The organism is Proteus columbae, assembly GCF_002777965.1.
In the GTDB taxonomy this organism is placed as follows: Bacteria; Pseudomonadota; Gammaproteobacteria; order Enterobacterales; family Enterobacteriaceae; genus Proteus; species Proteus columbae.
On the sequence record NZ_NGVR01000017.1, the window covers coordinates 22438 to 39835 of the forward strand.

At 37.8% G+C, this 17398-nt stretch carries 15 protein-coding genes; 4 read left to right on the forward strand and 11 right to left on the reverse strand.

What is annotated here, in order from left to right:
- Positions 1-31: 31 nt before the first annotated feature.
- The 8 genes from rseP to rpsB form a co-directional block, all read right to left on the reverse strand.
- Entirely contained in the window at positions 32-1384 is a 1353-nt protein-coding gene (gene rseP / locus CBE70_RS06835; protein WP_100158753.1) for a sigma E protease regulator RseP, read from the reverse strand.
- A gap of 9 nt (positions 1385-1393) precedes the next feature.
- A complete protein-coding gene (cdsA, locus tag CBE70_RS06840; RefSeq protein ID WP_100158754.1) occupies positions 1394-2257 on the reverse strand; it encodes a phosphatidate cytidylyltransferase in 864 nt (287 codons plus the stop codon).
- Position 2258: 1 nt separating this feature from the next.
- The gene (gene uppS / locus CBE70_RS06845) at positions 2259-2960 is read right to left on the reverse strand and encodes a polyprenyl diphosphate synthase (RefSeq protein ID WP_023582707.1); all 702 of its coding nucleotides are present in this window, start codon (positions 2958-2960) and stop codon (positions 2259-2261) included.
- A 283-nt stretch (positions 2961-3243) separates the two neighbouring features.
- A complete protein-coding gene (ispC, locus tag CBE70_RS06850) occupies positions 3244-4437 on the reverse strand; it encodes a 1-deoxy-D-xylulose-5-phosphate reductoisomerase (RefSeq protein WP_100158755.1) in 1194 nt (397 codons plus the stop codon).
- Positions 4438-4629: 192 nt separating this feature from the next.
- Positions 4630-5187, reverse strand: coding sequence for a ribosome recycling factor (gene frr, locus CBE70_RS06855; protein ID WP_099074409.1), 558 nt, complete (start codon positions 5185-5187; stop codon positions 4630-4632).
- Positions 5188-5299: 112 nt separating this feature from the next.
- On the reverse strand, positions 5300-6028 hold the full coding sequence (gene pyrH, locus CBE70_RS06860) for a UMP kinase (RefSeq protein ID WP_023582710.1): 729 nt from the start codon (positions 6026-6028) through the stop codon (positions 5300-5302).
- A gap of 136 nt (positions 6029-6164) precedes the next feature.
- A complete protein-coding gene (tsf, locus tag CBE70_RS06865) occupies positions 6165-7016 on the reverse strand; it encodes a translation elongation factor Ts (protein ID WP_075671706.1) in 852 nt (283 codons plus the stop codon).
- 135 nt (positions 7017-7151) lie between these two features.
- A complete protein-coding gene (gene rpsB, locus CBE70_RS06870) occupies positions 7152-7877 on the reverse strand; it encodes a 30S ribosomal protein S2 (protein WP_023582712.1) in 726 nt (241 codons plus the stop codon).
- 597 nt (positions 7878-8474) lie between these two features.
- Here rpsB and map point away from each other — a divergent pair.
- The 4 genes from map to CBE70_RS06890 all read left to right on the forward strand — a co-directional run bounded on the left by map (position 8475) and on the right by CBE70_RS06890 (position 13393).
- A complete protein-coding gene (gene map, locus CBE70_RS06875) occupies positions 8475-9272 on the forward strand; it encodes a type I methionyl aminopeptidase (RefSeq protein ID WP_075671708.1) in 798 nt (265 codons plus the stop codon).
- 159 nt (positions 9273-9431) lie between these two features.
- Complete coding sequence (glnD, locus tag CBE70_RS06880; RefSeq protein ID WP_100158756.1) at positions 9432-12077, forward strand: bifunctional uridylyltransferase/uridylyl-removing protein GlnD; 2646 nt, start codon at positions 9432-9434, stop codon at positions 12075-12077.
- Positions 12078-12111: 34 nt separating this feature from the next.
- A complete protein-coding gene (dapD, locus tag CBE70_RS06885) occupies positions 12112-12936 on the forward strand; it encodes a 2,3,4,5-tetrahydropyridine-2,6-dicarboxylate N-succinyltransferase (protein WP_100158757.1) in 825 nt (274 codons plus the stop codon).
- Between the two features lie 70 nt (positions 12937-13006).
- On the forward strand, positions 13007-13393 hold the full coding sequence (locus CBE70_RS06890) for a DUF3461 family protein (protein WP_006535910.1): 387 nt from the start codon (positions 13007-13009) through the stop codon (positions 13391-13393).
- Between the two features lie 144 nt (positions 13394-13537).
- Here CBE70_RS06890 and CBE70_RS06895 read toward each other — a convergent pair whose 3' ends face one another.
- The 3 genes from CBE70_RS06895 to ptsG all read right to left on the reverse strand — a co-directional run bounded on the left by CBE70_RS06895 (position 13538) and on the right by ptsG (position 17290).
- Positions 13538-13981, reverse strand: a complete 444-nt coding sequence (locus tag CBE70_RS06895) for a flavodoxin (protein WP_100158758.1) — start codon at positions 13979-13981, stop codon at positions 13538-13540.
- Positions 13982-14257: 276 nt separating this feature from the next.
- A complete protein-coding gene (locus CBE70_RS06900; RefSeq protein WP_100158759.1) occupies positions 14258-15718 on the reverse strand; it encodes a hypothetical protein in 1461 nt (486 codons plus the stop codon).
- A 126-nt stretch (positions 15719-15844) separates the two neighbouring features.
- Positions 15845-17290: a PTS glucose transporter subunit IIBC gene (gene ptsG, locus CBE70_RS06905; protein ID WP_100158760.1), complete on the reverse strand. Its 1446-nt coding sequence runs from the start codon at positions 17288-17290 to the stop codon at positions 15845-15847.
- Positions 17291-17398: the final 108 nt, after the last annotated feature.

Below are 17398 nucleotides of genomic sequence, written 5' to 3' on the forward strand. Positions count from 1 at the left end.
TGTGTTTTCCTAACCGGTCCCTGCTTACCAATTATAAGCGAGAGAAATCATTGAAAAGTGCAAGTCCCATTAAAAGCATCAGTGCCATAATACCAATACGATAACAGAAATCTTGTACACGCTCAGATACCGGCCCTCCCTTTATCTTCTCGATAACCAGGAAAAGCAGGTGCCCGCCATCTAGGACAGGCAGGGGAAACAAGTTAATGATCCCCAAATTGACACTGATAAGCGCCATAAACATCAAATAATAAATAAAACCAGAATCAGCAGACATTCCTGCGCCTTTCGCGATAGAAACAGGCCCACTAAGGTTAGTTAATTTGACGTCACCTACGACTAACTTGCCAATCATTTTGACAGTTAAACCCATCAACTGCCATGTTTTATCAGATGCTTCATAGAGCGCCGAAAATGGGTTGTATTGCTGCATTATCAAATATTGCTCATCAGGAGGTAATATTTGCAATTGCGCACCAACTTGCCCTACTTCAGTGCCATCTTTCAGTGCAACAGCTGTCGGTGTAATATTCAACATCAACGATGAGCCGTTACGTTCAACAAGAAGCTCCAAGACTTTATTTGGACTTTGTCGAACAAAATAAGTAAATGGATGCCATGTATCAATTGGCTGACCGTCAACTTTAACGATACGATCCCCTGCCTGTAAACCCGCTTTTTCAGCAGCGGAGCCTTCCGTAACTTCAATAATCTTTGAGTCTAACCGTGCGCCAACAGGCATTATTCCTAGGGACAAGATAGGATCTTGTTTTTCAGGATCAAAATTCCATTGTTGTAAATTCAGTATATTCTCACTCTCAGAAAGAGAATTTAGATCTGAAACAACGAATGAAACCTCTTTGGCACCAATTTTACTAACTAACGCTAAACGAACTGCATTCTGATCAGGCGTTTCGATACCTGCAACGGATTTTAGTTCCATTCCGGGCGTTAATTTTGCTTGTTCTGCGATAGAATTCGGACGAATGTCTGCAATTATAGGTTTTAATGCAGGAACACCTATCATAAAAACTATCCAATAGGCGACTATCGCTAACAAAAAGTTGGCTATAGGTCCTGCGGCAACAACCGCAGCGCGTTGACCAACTGTTTTATTATTAAATGCAAGATGACGGCGCTCAGGTGCAACCTCAGCGACTCTTTCATCTAACATTTTTACATAGCCACCCAAAGGTATCCATGCGATAACAAATTCAGTGCCATGTTTATCTATTTTGCGCCAAATTGCTTTTCCAAAACCAATAGAAAAACGCTCAACATAAATACCACAGCGCCTAGCTACCCAAAAATGCCCAAACTCATGTACCGTAATTAAAATACCTAAAACGATAATAAACGCGGCAAGATTCCACAGGATACCCATTACTTACCTTTATAGTTTAAAGCCAGAAGAAATCAGAAAGACCAATCCTGCAAAGACTGGGATAGCCGCAGTCAAACTATCAATTCTATCAAGCACACCGCCATGTCCCGGTATCAATTGGCTACTATCTTTAATGCCTGAAACACGTTTAAACATGCTTTCTGCTAGATCACCAAATACCGATACGATGACAACAACGCCAGATATTAATAACAAGTTATCGGGTACTTCAGTCACAGGTGCAAAATAAGTAAATAACCACGATGCAACACCTGCCGTAATCAACCCACCAACTAACCCTTCGAGGGTTTTACCTGGGGATACTTTAGGTGCCATTTTATGTTTACCCATTAAACGACCGAAAGCATAAGCACCAGAGTCGGCAGCCCAAACTAATAACATGACATACAATAACCACCATGCGCCTGTATAAGTGTCAGTGTTATAACCCAACATACGCAGCGCCATCATGCCACAATAAAAGGGAACAATCGTCAATATACCGAACAATAGCTTAATAAAAACTGAATTTTTCCACATATTGGCTGAATTAGGATAACTTACAACTAATAAAATTGCTGCTACCCACCAAATTAAACCTGCCCACAAACCATTTTTTATCATTGGAGTGTCTAGTAGGTGGTCAAAATTAGGTAAAGAAAACTGCATAACGACTAACAATGCAGCAAAACCGATCCCTGTCGCAATACGTTTACCTTGAGAATGCCAGCCAATAAATTGTGCCCATTCCCAACCTGCTAAGCCTGATATTGCGATAATAACTAATCCAAAACCTGCTGGAGGAAGTAGAAATAGTGCAGCAATAACAATAGGGATTAAAATTAATGCGGTGATGACACGATACTTAAGCAAGTTATCCTCCCAGATTTATAGTGTCTGTTTCTGATGTAGTACCACCGAAACGTCTTTCCCGTTTAGCAAAAGCATCTAATGCATTCTGAAAAACTTGTTCATCAAAATCAGGCCATAAAACCTGTGTAAAATAAAGCTCAGCATAAGCAATCTGCCAAATAAGAAAATTACTTATACGATGCTCACCACCTGTACGAATAACAAGATCGACGTCAGGTTGATTATGCAAGCAAAGGTGTGAAGATATTGCATTTTCATTAATATCTTCGAGACTAATTTCCCCTTTTGCGAGGGATGTCGCTAATTGTTTAACGCTTTGAGTAATATCCCATCGACCGCCATAATTAGCCGCAATATTTAAATTAAGCCCTGTATTATTCGCTGTGAGTGCCACAGAACTTTTAATTCGGTCTTGTAAACGACGACTAAAACGGCTGATATCACCAATGACCGTCAATTTCACATTGTGTTTATGCAGGCTTTTCACTTCGTTATCTAAAGCAAAAACAAATAATTCCATGAGAGAACTCACTTCCTGCTCTGGTCTATTCCAGTTTTCGCTACTAAATGCATATAACGTTAGTGATTCAATCTTGTGTTTTACGGAAAAGCTAACCGCATCCCGAACTGCTTTAATTCCCGCGCGATGCCCCGTTACTCGGAGTTTCCCTTGCTTTTTAGCCCAGCGTCCATTGCCATCCATAATGATAGCAACATGCTTTGGTTTTGATGCGGATGAATCGTCACTGGATAAGTTCACTCAATTTAACCCTTTGCTAATCTGATACTGATACAGACAGTCCTCTTCGGATAACCTATGCACAAAAAAAAACCGTGTCACCCACGGCCTTTGGCAAAGCCTCAAAGTTGCTAAAGCAATAGCCTTAGTAATGAACTGTTAATTTTCATTATTGTCTTTAGTGATTCGGCAACTATACCATTAGCCAGAAAGACGAACAAACACCCTATATTAAATATAATCACCATTATACAAATTGGGTGATTATCTGATGAGTTTCTAATCTTGCTAATTTATCAATTTCTAGGACATCATTAATGCTTTGAGGCTCTGATAGGTCAAAATGTTCAACAACTTTGCGATTAATTTTAGCAATATCAGTAAATTTCACTTTTTCGTGTAAAAATGCATCAACAACCACTTCATTAGCCGCATTTAACACTGTTGTTGCCGCTTGCCCACGTTTTGACGCTTCGATAGCAAGTGCTAAACAAGGGTAACGTTGATAATCTGGACGAATAAACTCTAGAGATTGAATCTCAAAGAAATCTAATGCTTTTGCACCAGATTGAGTGCGATGAGGATAAGCCATTGAGTACGCAATTGGCGTTCTCATATCGGGCTCACCAATTTGAGCAATAATACTGCCATCACGATAGCGAACCATTGAGTGAATGACAGATTGTGGATGAATAATGACTTCCATTTCTTCTTCAGAGGCATTAAAGAAGTAACGAGCTTCAATATACTCAAGCCCTTTATTCATCATCGTTGCAGAATCAACCGAAATTTTACGCCCCATAGACCAATTTGGATGCGCACACGCTTGATCTGGCGTCATTGCATCCAGCTCTTCTAATGGCGTATAGCGAAATGGCCCGCCAGAGCCTGTTAACAAAATACTTGTCACACCTTCATTAGCTAAAGACGCATGACCTAGATTTTCTTGGATTGCTTTAGGTAAGCTTTGATAAATTGCATTATGTTCGCTATCAATGGGTAGAATTGTCGCGCCATATTTAGCAACTGCATCAAAAAAAAGACGTCCACTAGTTATCAGTGATTCTTTATTTGCTAGCAGAATTCTTTTGCCTTTTTCAATGGCTGCAAGTGTCGGTTTTAATCCTGCAACACCAGTTATAGCAGACATGACCTGATCAGCTTCATCAAGAGCTGCTATTTCATTGATCGCATGAGAGCCAGATAGAATTTCTGTTTTACAAGAGGTATTAGCGAGTAACTGTTTAAGTTGATTTGCACTTTTTTCATCAGACATCACAGCGTATTTAGGCTGAAAAGCAAGGCACTGTTGCGCCATCTTGTCTGCATTTTTTCCTGCGGCTAAAGCAAGAACCTGATACTCATCAGGGTTATTTTCAATTACGGAAAGAGTGCTAGTTCCGATAGATCCTGTTGAGCCTAATATAGTTATTTGTTTCATTTATTAATCAATCAGTATGTCTACAACGTTTTAATTAAAGAGAATTATATCAGTATGGCAAGGTAAATGAGGATTAAAGATGAAAACTTTAATAAATAATGTGACAAAAGAAGGTATTAAGCACGAATTTTCAAATAAATAATTAAAAATAATGCCGCTAAAAAGCGGCATTATCGAAAAAAGATATAAAAATTAGAATTCCATTAACTCTGCTTCTTTCAGCGCTAATGCATCATCAATTTTTTTAATAAACATGTCAGTTAACTTCTGAATGTCATCTTGTGAACGGCGTTCATCATCTTCGCTAATTTCTTTATCTTTCAGTAATGCTTTTACTTTATCATTAGCATCACGACGGATATTACGAACAGAAACGCGACCTTGTTCTGCATCACCACGAACAACTTTGATTAGGTCTTTACGACGTTCTTCAGTTAACGGAGGCAGTGGAACACGGATAATGGTACCAGCAGATGAAGGATTTAAGCCTAAATCTGATGCCATAATCGCTTTTTCAACAGCCGGTGCTAAAGTACGGTCGAATACAGTGATTGCCAGTGTACGGCCATCTTCTGCGACAACGTTAGCAACTTGGTTTAATGGCGTTGGCGCTCCGTAGTATTCAACTACAATGCCATCTAAAAGGCTAGGAGACGCACGACCAGTACGAACTTTATTAATCTGGCTTTTTAGTGCTTCAACGCTTTTATCCATGCGTTCTTGAGCATCTTTTTTGATTTCATTAATCACGTTATAAACCCTTGGGAACTGGTTATCTTCCAGTCGATATGAAATCATACCGACATAAATGAATTGGCGTACTCTAGATGTTAACGCCAAATTATACCGTTGTCTCTGTGTATTAAGCGTGAGAAATCAAAGTTCCTTCACTTTCACCCATTACAACCCGACGTAATGCACCCGGTTTATTCATATTGAATACGCGGATAGGTAAATTATGATCTCGGGCTAATGTGAATGCAGCAAGATCCATGACTTTCAATTCACGTTCTAATACATCCTGATAAGTCAGTGTTTCATAAAGTACTGCATCAGGATCTTTGGTTGGATCGGCAGAATAAACGCCGTCCACTTTCGTTGCTTTTAATACAACGTCAGCTTCAATTTCAATACCGCGTAAACACGCAGCAGAATCGGTAGTAAAGAATGGGTTGCCTGTACCAGCCGAGAAAATAACAACTCGACCGTGGCGTAATAAGCTAATTGCTTCTGCCCAACTATAGTTATCGCAAACACCATTCAGTGGAAATGCTGACATAAGGCGTGCGTTTACATAAGCACGGTGCAATGAATCACGCATTGCTAAACCATTCATTACTGTCGCAAGCATTCCCATGTGGTCACCCACAACACGGTTCATACCTGCCGCGGCAAGACCCGCGCCACGGAACAAGTTACCACCGCCAATTACGACACCGACTTGTATACCTAATTCAACGAGTTCTTTGATTTCCTGAGCCATGCGATCGAGTACGCTCGCATCGATACCGAAACCTTCTGCGCCTTGCAGGGCTTCGCCACTCAGCTTTAATAAAATTCGCTGATATACAGGTTTTGCATTGGTAGCCATGGTGTTCTGTCCTAAGCAGATTAGTTAATTGGAGGTTTTAGATAGCTTCTCTTTTTAACAAAAAAAAGCAAACAGCCAGTGGAGATTACAACAAAACAGAACCGCCATTAGGCGGTTCTGTTAACGCTAAGCGTTATTATTTGCTCATTGCAGCAACTTCAGCTGCGAAATCAGCTTCAACTTTCTCAATACCTTCACCAACTTCGAAACGAACGAAGTTGATAACATCAGCATTGTTTTCTTTCAGCAGTTCACCAACAGTTTTGCTTGGATCCATTACGAAATGCTGACCAGTCAGAGAAATCTCACCGGTGAATTTGTTCATGCGACCGATAACCATTTTTTCTGCGATTTCGCGTGGTTTACCTGATTGCATTGCGATATCCATCTGAATTTGGTGCTCATGTTCAACAACATCAGCAGGAACATCTTCAGGACGAACATATTCTGGTTTGCTTGCAGCAACGTGCATAGCAATGTGTTTGATCAGTTCTTCGTTAGCGCCTTTAGCTGAAACTAAAACACCGATGCGAGCACCGTGTAGGTAAGTACCTAATTCTTCAGCTTCTAATACAGCAACACGACGAATGTTGATGTTTTCACCGATTTTAGCAACTAATGCAGTACGTGCTTCTTCAAATTTAGCTTTCAGAGCATCGATATCGTCAGTTTTGTCTGCTAATACAGCAGCCATAACTTCTTTACCGAAAGCGATGAAACCAGCATCTTTAGCAACGAAGTCTGTTTCACAGTTCAGTTCAACCAGCGCACCGAATTTACCATCAGCAGCAACTTCTGCAAGGATGATACCTTCAGCAGCAACACGGCCTGCTTTTTTAGCCGCTTTAGCTTGACCTGATTTACGCATGTTGTCGATTGCTAATTCGATATCACCATTAGCTTCAACCAGCGCTTTTTTACATTCCATCATGCCTGCGCCAGTACGTTCACGCAGTTCTTTTACCAATGCAGCGGTAATTCCAGACATTTGTTTCTTCCTCGACTTTTCTATGGACTAGCCATAGATGTTCTCATAGCAGATGTGTAAAGGGGGCCTATTGAGGCCCCCTAACCAATATATAGCAATACCTGGTTAAATAAGGGCTCTTACGAGCATGCCTTATTATTCAGCTTCGACTAAGCCTTCTTCAGCCTGAACAGCCAGATCTTGAGAACGACCTTCACGAACAGCTGTAGCTGCAGCGGTCAGATATAATTTAACCGCACGGATTGCATCGTCATTACCAGGGATAATGAAGTCGATACCATCTGGATCAGAGTTAGTATCAACGATAGCAAATACTGGAATACCCAGGTTGTTTGCTTCTTTGATAGCAATGTGTTCGTGTTCAGCATCGATAACAAACAGAGCGTCAGGTAAACCGCCCATGTCTTTGATACCACCCAGGCTGTTTTCTAACTTACCAAGTTCACGAGAACGCATTAACGCTTCTTTCTTGGTCAGTTTGTCAAAAGTACCGTCCTGAGATTGTGATTCTAAATCTTTCAGGCGTTTGATTGACTGACGAACAGTTTTCCAGTTAGTCAGCATACCGCCTAACCAGCGGTGGTTTACATAAAACTGGTCACAGCTTTCTGCTGCTTCTTTAACAGCTTCAACGGCAGAGCGCTTAGTACCAACAAACAGGATTTTGCCTTTACGAGAAGCAATTTTGTTCAGTTCAACCAGAGCTTCATTGAACATTGGAACAGTTTTTTCCAAGTTAATGATATGAACTTTGTTACGCGCACCAAAGATGAATGGTTTCATTTTTGGATTCCAGTAACGAGTTTGGTGACCGAAGTGAACACCGGCTTGCAGCATATCGCGCATTGAAACAGTTGCCATTTTAGACCTCTATAAATTTAAATTTGGGGTTATTTCGTCCACAAATCCCATACGACCGACTCATCAGCTGTAAAGGCTAAAACCTTCACATAAGAGCACCCCGGCGTTATGTGCCGATTTGTGTGTGTAATTAACACAATTGAATGTTTCAGATTTACTGCTATTACTCACGTGGTGATGCAATAACAGAACTCCGGCGCGCTTTATACCATAAATAACCTTAAGAAACCACTATTACTTACGTTTGCCATAGGCTTATTTGGCATAAAGACACATCATTTGAACAAAGGAAAAAGCGGTATTCACGCAATGATGATAAATATTGCTCTAATATCAATTTGCTAGAAAAACACCAATAGAAAAGCGCAATATGTAAAGACAATCAGATTAAGAAGGCGTAATGTTCGTCATTATTCTCGATATCAGACAGATTGCACACATCCTCTTTATTGGCACACCTACTTTCTGCTGATATCATAAATGGTAATCAGAATTATTTCTCATCATCATTCATTTAACCTGCAATACAAAATATGAATACAACAAAGCGTGTTATCTAATTCGTATTGTGGCTTTTAATCTAGACGAAGAACTCAAATGGCTATTGTAATCAAGACAGAAGAAGATATTCAAAAAATGCGCGTCGCAGGTCGTCTTGCGGCAGAAGTTCTTGAAATTATCGCACCGTTCGTAAAACCTGGCGTAAACACCGCTGAATTAGACCGTATTTGTCATGAACATATTGTTAACGCACAACAGGCTATTCCTGCTTGTCTTAACTATCATGGTTTCCCTAAATCAGTCTGTATTTCGGTTAACGATGTTATTTGCCACGGTATTCCTAGCGAAGAAAAAATCCTTAAAGATGGCGATATTGTTAATATTGATGTCACTGTCATTAAAGATGGTTTTCATGGCGATACTTCAAAAATGTTTATCGTAGGTAAACCAACAATACAAGGTGAACGTTTATGTCGTATCACCCAAGAAAGCCTCTACCTTGCTATTAAAATGGTAAAACCAGGTATTCGCTTACGTGAACTTGGCAAAGCAATTCAAAAGTTTGTTGAAGGTCATGACTATTCTGTTGTTCGAGAATATTGTGGTCACGGTATTGGTGAAGGATTCCATGAAGAGCCTCAAGTTTTACACTACGATGCAGATGATAGCGGTGTTGTGCTACAAAAAGGCATGGCATTCACCATTGAGCCAATGGTAAACACAGGTGATTACCGTATTCGTACAATGAAAGATGGCTGGACTGTTAAAACTAAAGACAGAGGTTGGTCAGCACAATACGAACATACGTTAGTCGTTACCGATAATGGCTGTGAAATCATGACACTACGTAAAGAAGAAGAACCGTTTATTTCTGCAGTATTAGTCAACGAATAATCTTCTTTTTTAGCTAAAAATGTAAAAGCGACATATCTTTTCGAGATGTGTCGCTCTTTTTTTATTTTATTTGCTACAAAATAGCAGAATCACTAGTCAGGTTATCGTTTTAACATTAGTCTTAATGTCATAAGCAAACATTGAGAAAGAAGACGAACAATGACTAATAAAAACGCATTTCAAACACCGCCCCCTTCCCCTTTTTTGCTGACAGAAAACACCCAAAATTGTGCTGAGCTTAAGCAATCAATTGAACAATTTCAGTCTTGGTTAACAGAGGCTTTTCACCATGATGTTGATGTAGCTTTACTACTTCAAGCCCGTAGCCATTTCATTGACCAACTCTTAACGCAATTGTGGTGCTATACACAATTATCCGCTTATCCAGATCTTAGTATCATTGCGGTCGGTGGTTATGGTAGACAAGAATTACATCCACTTTCTGATATTGATCTTCTCTTTTTAAGTGAAACACCTTTATCACCAGAAGTAGAAGATAAAGTCAGCAAACTCATTACATTACTGTGGGATGTACGTCTTGAAATTGGTGCCAGTGTTAGAACAATGGAAGAATGTCTTTTAGAAGGTCTTTCAGACTTAACGGTTGCAACAAACTTGTTAGAAGCACGTCTTATTTGTGGGAATAGCTCACTTTATCAGCATTTAATTAATCACATTTTTAGCCAAGGATTTTGGCCGTCACCTGATTTTTTTGCTGCAAAAGTTGAAGAACAAAAACAGAGACATCAGCGATACCATAGCACCAGTTATAATCTAGAACCTGATATCAAAAGTAGCCCAGGTGGACTACGCGATATCCATACTCTAATTTGGGTGGCACATCGCCATTTTGGTGCTGCATCCGTTTCTGAAATGGTCAATTTTGGCTTTTTAACACCAGCAGAAGGGCAAGAGCTATTAGAGTGCCAATACACGCTATGGAAAATTCGTTTTGCACTCCATCTTGTGCTTTCTCGCTATGACAATCGCCTTTTGTTTGATAGACAACTCAACGTTGCTCAACTTTTAAATTATGAAGGTGAAGGCAATCAGCCCGTTGAAAAAATGATGAAAGATTATTATCGCGTAACTCGTCGTGTCAGTGAGTTAAATGACATGTTACTTCAGCTATTTGACGAAGCGATTCTTGCTCTGCAACCTAATGTAAAACCGCGCCCGTTAGACAATGAATTTCAATTAAGAGGTTCTTTAATTGATGTTGTTGATGACAGTTGCTTCCTTGATGATCCTATCGCTATTATGCGTCTCTTTTTACGTATGGCTGAACATAAAGAGATCACAGGAATTTATTCAACAACACTCCGCCATTTACGTTACGCTCGCCGACATTTAGTACAGCCTTTATGTGAGTACCCACTCGCACGTCAAGTTTTTATGCAGATATTACGCCATCCTCGTGCGGTTTCTGGTGCATTTGTTCCAATGCATAAACACAGTGTACTCGCGGCTTATTTCCCGCAATGGAATAATATTGTAGGTCAAATGCAGTTTGATTTATTCCATGCCTATACCGTTGATGAGCATACAATTCGTGTTTTACAAAAACTTGAAAGTTTTGGTTTTTATGAAAACCACGAACAACATCCGCTTTGTGTTGATATTTATCCCAAACTTCCTCAACTTGAATTATTACGTTTAGCTGCACTTTTTCATGATATAGCCAAAGGTCGCCATGGTGATCACTCTGTATTAGGGGCTCAAGACGTTGTTCATTTTGCTCAGCAACATGGTTTAAATCAGAGAGAATCGGCCTTAGTTGAATGGCTTGTTAGTCATCACTTACTTATGTCTGTTACAGCGCAACGACGTGATATCCAAGATCCTGACATTATTTTTCAGTTTGCATCAGAAGTAAAAAATGAGAGCCGATTGCGTTATCTTTTGTGCTTAACCGTTGCGGATATCTGTGCAACCAATAGCAGTCTATGGAATAGCTGGAAACAGAGCCTATTACGTGAACTTTTTCTATCAACAGAAAACCAGTTACGCCAAGGTATGCACTCTATTCCTGATTTACGTGAACGTATTCGCCACCATCGTTTGCAAGCACTAACTATTTTACGAATGGAACAGGTAGATGAAGATAAATTGCAAGCAATTTGGGGGCGCTGCCATGCCGACTATTTTTTACGACACACTCCTGAACAAATTGCATGGCATGCACTTGCATTAATTGAACATAATAGTGCTGAACCTATGGTGCTAATCAGTCAACAAACTGAACATGGCGGTACTGAAATCTTTATTTGGTGTGCTGATAGGCCATCCCTTTTCGCATCTGTTGCAGGTGAATTAGATAGACGTAATTTAAGTATCCATAATGCTCAAATTTTTACTAACCGCGATAATATGGCTATGGACACCTTTATTGTGTTAGAGCCTAATGGTAAACCTCTGGCGATTGATAGATATAATGCAATCCGCAATGCTCTGATCCAAGTTGTATCCGCCCCTTATAATACCAATGCAAAAACACGCTCATTACCAGCCAAATTACGCCATTTTGACGTTCCGACAAAAATTAACTTTATCGCTTCTAACCATAATAAGCGCACCTATATGGAACTATTTGCACGAGATCGACCGGGATTATTAGCAATTATTGGTAAAGTTTTTGCTGATCTTTCACTTTCATTACATGGTGCCAGAATAACCACAATAGGCGAACGTGTTGAGGATTTCTTCGTATTAACTGATAGCGAAAATAAGGCATTAAACCAAAAAATGAAGGATGAAGTCGTAGAAAGGTTGACAAAAGCCCTAGTTTCAAAGGATAAAATATAGGAACCCACGACAATACATATAGGAAATACTATTAATGCAAGCATTACAATCTATTATTGATAACGCCTTCGAACATCGTGCTGATATCACTCCAAACAACGTTGAGCCTCATATTCGTGATGCCATTAATAGCGTTATTGCACTGCTAGACAGCGGAAAACTGCGGGTCGCGGAAAAAATTGACGGTCAGTGGGTGACTCATCAATGGTTAAAAAAAGCAGTTCTGCTCTCTTTTCGTATTAATCACAATCAAGTGATAGATGGTAATGAAAGTCGCTATTTTGACAAAGTACCTATGAAATTTGCTAATTATGATCAAGCACGTTTTGAAAAAGAAGGCTTTCGTGTTGTTCCTCCCGCAGCGGTTAGACAAGGGGCTTACATCGCCCGCAACACTGTTTTAATGCCATCGTATGTCAACATTGGTGCTTACGTCGATGAAGGTAGCATGGTTGATACATGGGCAACAGTCGGTTCATGTGCTCAGATCGGGAAAAATGTCCATCTCTCTGGTGGTGTTGGTATTGGTGGCGTTTTAGAACCACTACAAGCAAATCCAACCATTATCGAAGATAACTGTTTTATTGGTGCTCGCTCTGAAATTGTTGAGAGTGTTATTGTCGAAGAAGGCGCCGTTATTTCAATGGGTGTTTATATTGGTCAAAGTACTAAGATTTATGACAGAGAAACAGGCGAAGTGCATTATGGCCGAGTCCCTGCTGGCTCTGTTGTTGTGTCGGGCAATTTACCCTCTAAAGATGGAAGCTACAGTCTTTACTGTGCTGTGATCGTAAAAAAAGTTGACGCAAAAACGCGTGGAAAAGTTGGTATTAATGAATTGTTAAGAACTATCGACTAATATAAGAACAGCGGATAGAATTAATTCTGTTCGCTATTCTTTCATTCATCTTTCTATCAGGTGCCAATATATGTACGATAATTTAAAAAATTTAGGGATCCCGCATCCTGAAGATATTGACCGCTATACTCTACGCCAAGAAGCTAACAACGATATTTTAAAAATCTATTTTCGCAAAGACAAAGGTGAATTTTTTGCAAAAAGCGTAAAATTTAAATATCCGCGCCAACGTAAAACAATTTCTGATGGTCAATCAGGACAAGGCTTTAAAGAAGTAAATGAAATCAATACTAACTTACGTTATGTTATTGAAGAATTAGATCAAATTTGCCAGCAAGACCAAGTAGAAGTCGATTTAAAACATAAAATCCTAGACGACTTGCGCCACCTTGAACATGTTGTAGCTAATAAAATTGCTGAAATTGAAGCAGATTTAGAAAAACTGACTCGTCGTTAATCAATGAGATAAAAGTCATTTTGAAAATTTAGTTAAAATAATTTTTCAGATTAATACAAAGAAATAACGCCGCTAATGAACATCATTGTGCGGCGTTATTTTTAATAAGATATTATTTTGAACATAGTGATAAGAAAATAAATATTAATTTAATAGCTTAGCCCAGTGTTCTAACCACTCTATGGCAAACATCTCAGGTTCTGCGATTTCCATACCATCAATTTTCAATATCTCACCGATACGTTTAGCTTGATGTTCTTGCAGTAGTGCTTCAAATTGCATACCACCACCACAAAAATTGTCGTAACTACTATCGCCCAACGCAATTAAGCCATAATTTAAAGCGGGTTGATATCCAACATTATCGCGTAACTCATGATATAACGGCGCAATAGTGTCAGGTAAATCCCCTTGCCCTGTCGTTGATGTAATAATTAATACGGTGGTATATTTTTGCCAATCAGCAAGTGTGCCTTCTTCATAAATATTGGCTTGATGTTTATGCTCAAGCAAAATACGCTGCGCTTCTTCAGCTACCGCCAATGCATTGCCATAAACAGTACCTACAAAAATGCCGATTTTAGCCATCATAACTACCTACTTTATACGGTTTAAAATTCAATAAACTTAGCTTGCCTAACATATAGAAATTTAACCTTTATCTCAAGCTTCAGGGTCGTTAATTACTTCATATCATCCTCTAATTCAGTAGAATAAATGAAAAAATACTTATTTTATTAATTTAATGTCTAATTTATATTTTTATATTAATATTTAAATTGATTTAATAGATATAAATCGTCATTAATTAATAACGGTTTATATCAAAACAAAGGATAAAGAAACACCACATAAGCCACATATTTACTTATTTAACAAAAGAGTATTATAAATTTTATTCCATTCATTTCTTTCTTTTGAAAAAAACCAAAATATATCATTTTTAGGTTTTGATTCCTTTAGCGTTTTTGTTATTAATTTATTAGCCCATTCGGGTAGTTTTCCACCGTTAAAAGCATCGCTATTTAGTATAATATTTAAATTTTCATGTACTTTCATTATATTGTCATGGGTTTTATTATTGATATCGAGTCGTTTCTGATATGATTTAGGAAAGAAAAACTTATATGCTTTAGAAAAAAAGCCATTACCATTCTCTAGAGAATTATTATTAATAAAAAGTAATGAAGCAATTTCATTAATATTTAATAAAACATTTTCTTTTTGAATTTCACTATTAACCCCAGCAGTATATCCTTTCAATTTATTATCCACCTCAATTAACAATGCAATTCTAAAATCACTAGTCGATTCAATGGATTTATAATATTCATTTTTTATAGTTTTTATTTTTTCTAAGCTAGATTTAAATTCTATTAATCTATGTTCATCTTCTATCTTTTCATTTGAATTTAACTGTCTAACAATATCAAATTCATTATTAATTTCGCTTTTCTTCCTAGTTAACATATCAATATTTATTTTAGATATATCTTTATAACCTAAAAAATCAACAATGTTATTTATTGCTAAAGCTACATCGACTATTTTTTTATGGCTACTTACTTTTGAATGCAATTCATTTTCAATTAATTTAATTTCATTTTCAATTTTTTTAATTTCACATAGTGTGTCCTTGATGGAAGGTATTATATCAACCTTGCAATAACTCTCCTGATTAGTTTGTATCTCATCTTCCATTTTCATAATAGATAAATTACATCCATGAAAGCCAATATTATTATTTTCATTTGAAAATATATTCAATAAATTATTACCACCATTACTCTTATTATATAAACTTTCATTAATATGATCTATTTTATAAAACTGACCTTTATGGCTTATAAAGTTATTTATAATTGGACTATCATCATTAAAAACAATTTTTTCAAGAGAACTAGCATTATAAATATTATTTTTCACTTTATTAAAAAAGCTGTCCTTTTTTTTATAGGAAAGCAAACCAGTAAATATTTTTTCGATATCACCGATATCATTAATATTTTTCACACTGATTATTTTATCTTTACTATCAAAAAAAGTTTTAACGCCTCCTGAGTTAATCCTGTCTTCCAGTTTTTTTAGATGTTTTTTATTTTTACCATGATTAGTATATTTATCAATTGAATTATCTAATTCTTTTTTTATATTATTTAATAAAAAATCCTTATCCTTATTAAGAATAAAAATATTATCATTTCCTTTTTTAAAAAAAAGTGAAATGTTATTTTTATCGAATACAGCACTCTCTCTATTTTTTTTATCATTTATATCTGTTATGGATAATATAAAACTTCTATGATTACTTTTGACGGGTAGCATGATATTTCTCCACTCTATTTAATAATTAATAGAATGGCATAGCCAGCATAAATATTATTGCAATAAAAAAACACTCCCGAGTTTTACATGGGAGTGCTTTATGATTTAGTGTGAAAATATAGTGAGCTATTTATCGTTACCTAAAGACCTCATATATTCATCCATTTCGGTTTTTAAGTTATCTGATTTAGGGCCAAAAATCGCTTGAATACCAGAGCCAACAACCACAACACCAGCAGCACCTAATCTTTTCAACTCATCACGATCTACTTTTTCAATTTCTTTAACGCCAATACGTAAACGAGTAATACAAGCATCTAAACTACTGATATTATCTTTACCACCAAACGCAGCGACTAAAGATTGTCCCATAGCACTTTTATCAGCTTGTTTCGCGTTTTTATCTTCCACTTCTCTGCCCGGGGTTTTCAGGTTTAGTTTCACGATTAAGAAACGGAAAATAGAGTAATAAGTTATCGCATAAAGTATGCCAATAATTGGGAATAGATACAGTTTGCTGCTATTGCCACTCAATACGATAAAGTCAATTAAACCATGAGAGAAACTCGTACCATCACGCATACCTAACAAGATACAAATAACAAATGCTAAGCCCGCTAAAATAGCGTGAATAACATAAAGAATAGGTGCGACGAACATAAATGAGAATTCGATAGGTTCAGTGATCCCTGTTAAAAAGGCAGTTAATGCCGCTGAAATCATGATACCGCCTACTTTTACACGATTCTCAGGACGTGCTGAATGCCATATCGCAATAGCCGCAGCTGGCAAACCAAACATCTTAAATAAAAAGCCACCTGACAACATGCCCGCAGTTGGATCACCAGCCATATAGCGAGGAATGTCACCGTGGAATACCTGTCCTGCACTATTTACGTATTCACCCACTTGCATTTGGAACGGCACGTTCCAGATATGGTGTAAGCCAAATGGTACTAATGCACGCTCTACAACACCGTAAATACCAAAAGCAACGGCTGGGTTTTGATACGCCGCCCATTCAGAAAAACGCTGGATAGCTGTACCGATAGGAGGCCAAATAAAGGCTAAAATAATCCCAACAAAAATAGCGATTAAGCCTGAAATAATAGGAACAAAACGTTTTCCGGCAAAAAATCCTAAATACTCAGGTAATTTAATTCGATAAAAACGGTTAAACATAGAGGCGGCAATAATACCAGCGATGATCCCCCCTAATACCCCTGTATCAGTAAGGTGCTGAGCCTCAATTTCTGCTGGTGTTAAACCTAAAACCCAAGGAGCAACCACAATCATGGTTTTAGACATAATGCCATAAGCCACAACAGACGCCAGTGCTGATACCCCATCATTATTGGTAAAACCTAACGCAACACCAATGGCAAAAATAAGTGGCATATTAGAGAAAACCGAACCACCAGCCTCTGCCATAACTTGAGAAACAGAAGAAGGGATCCATGAAAGATCAGCGGAACCAACCCCTAATAAAATACCGGCAATAGGCAGTACAGATACCGGTAACATCAAGGACTTTCCGATTTTTTGTAAAACAACAAATAGGTTTTTAAACATCAAGCAGACTCCCGGAATGTGGGTTTTATATGTTGTAAGTTTTTATTTGTTTAAAGTAGTGTGGGTTTTATTTCATAAACTTATCTAATGATAAGCCTTATTTATTTC

Bases quoted from the DNA above. Each gene is read 5' to 3' on its own strand.
- CBE70_RS06895 (WP_100158758.1), bottom strand. From the start codon at position 13,981: ATGGCTAAAATCGGCATTTTTGTAGGTACTGTTTATGGCAATGCATTG.
- tsf (WP_075671706.1), bottom strand. From the start codon at position 7,016: ATGTCTGGAATTACCGCTGCATTGGTAAAAGAACTGCGTGAACGTACT.
- glnD (WP_100158756.1), top strand. From the start codon at position 9,432: ATGACTAATAAAAACGCATTTCAAACACCGCCCCCTTCCCCTTTTTTG.
- CBE70_RS06890 (WP_006535910.1), top strand. From the start codon at position 13,007: ATGTACGATAATTTAAAAAATTTAGGGATCCCGCATCCTGAAGATATT.
- uppS (WP_023582707.1), bottom strand. From the start codon at position 2,960: ATGGATGGCAATGGACGCTGGGCTAAAAAGCAAGGGAAACTCCGAGTA.
- pyrH (WP_023582710.1), bottom strand. From the start codon at position 6,028: ATGGCTACCAATGCAAAACCTGTATATCAGCGAATTTTATTAAAGCTG.
- map (WP_075671708.1), top strand. From the start codon at position 8,475: ATGGCTATTGTAATCAAGACAGAAGAAGATATTCAAAAAATGCGCGTC.
- ptsG (WP_100158760.1), bottom strand. From the start codon at position 17,290: ATGTTTAAAAACCTATTTGTTGTTTTACAAAAAATCGGAAAGTCCTTG.
- dapD (WP_100158757.1), top strand. From the start codon at position 12,112: ATGCAAGCATTACAATCTATTATTGATAACGCCTTCGAACATCGTGCT.
- rseP (WP_100158753.1), bottom strand. From the start codon at position 1,384: ATGGGTATCCTGTGGAATCTTGCCGCGTTTATTATCGTTTTAGGTATT.
- rpsB (WP_023582712.1), bottom strand. From the start codon at position 7,877: ATGGCAACTGTTTCAATGCGCGATATGCTGCAAGCCGGTGTTCACTTC.
- ispC (WP_100158755.1), bottom strand. From the start codon at position 4,437: ATGAAACAAATAACTATATTAGGCTCAACAGGATCTATCGGAACTAGC.
- CBE70_RS06900 (WP_100158759.1), bottom strand. From the start codon at position 15,718: ATGCTACCCGTCAAAAGTAATCATAGAAGTTTTATATTATCCATAACA.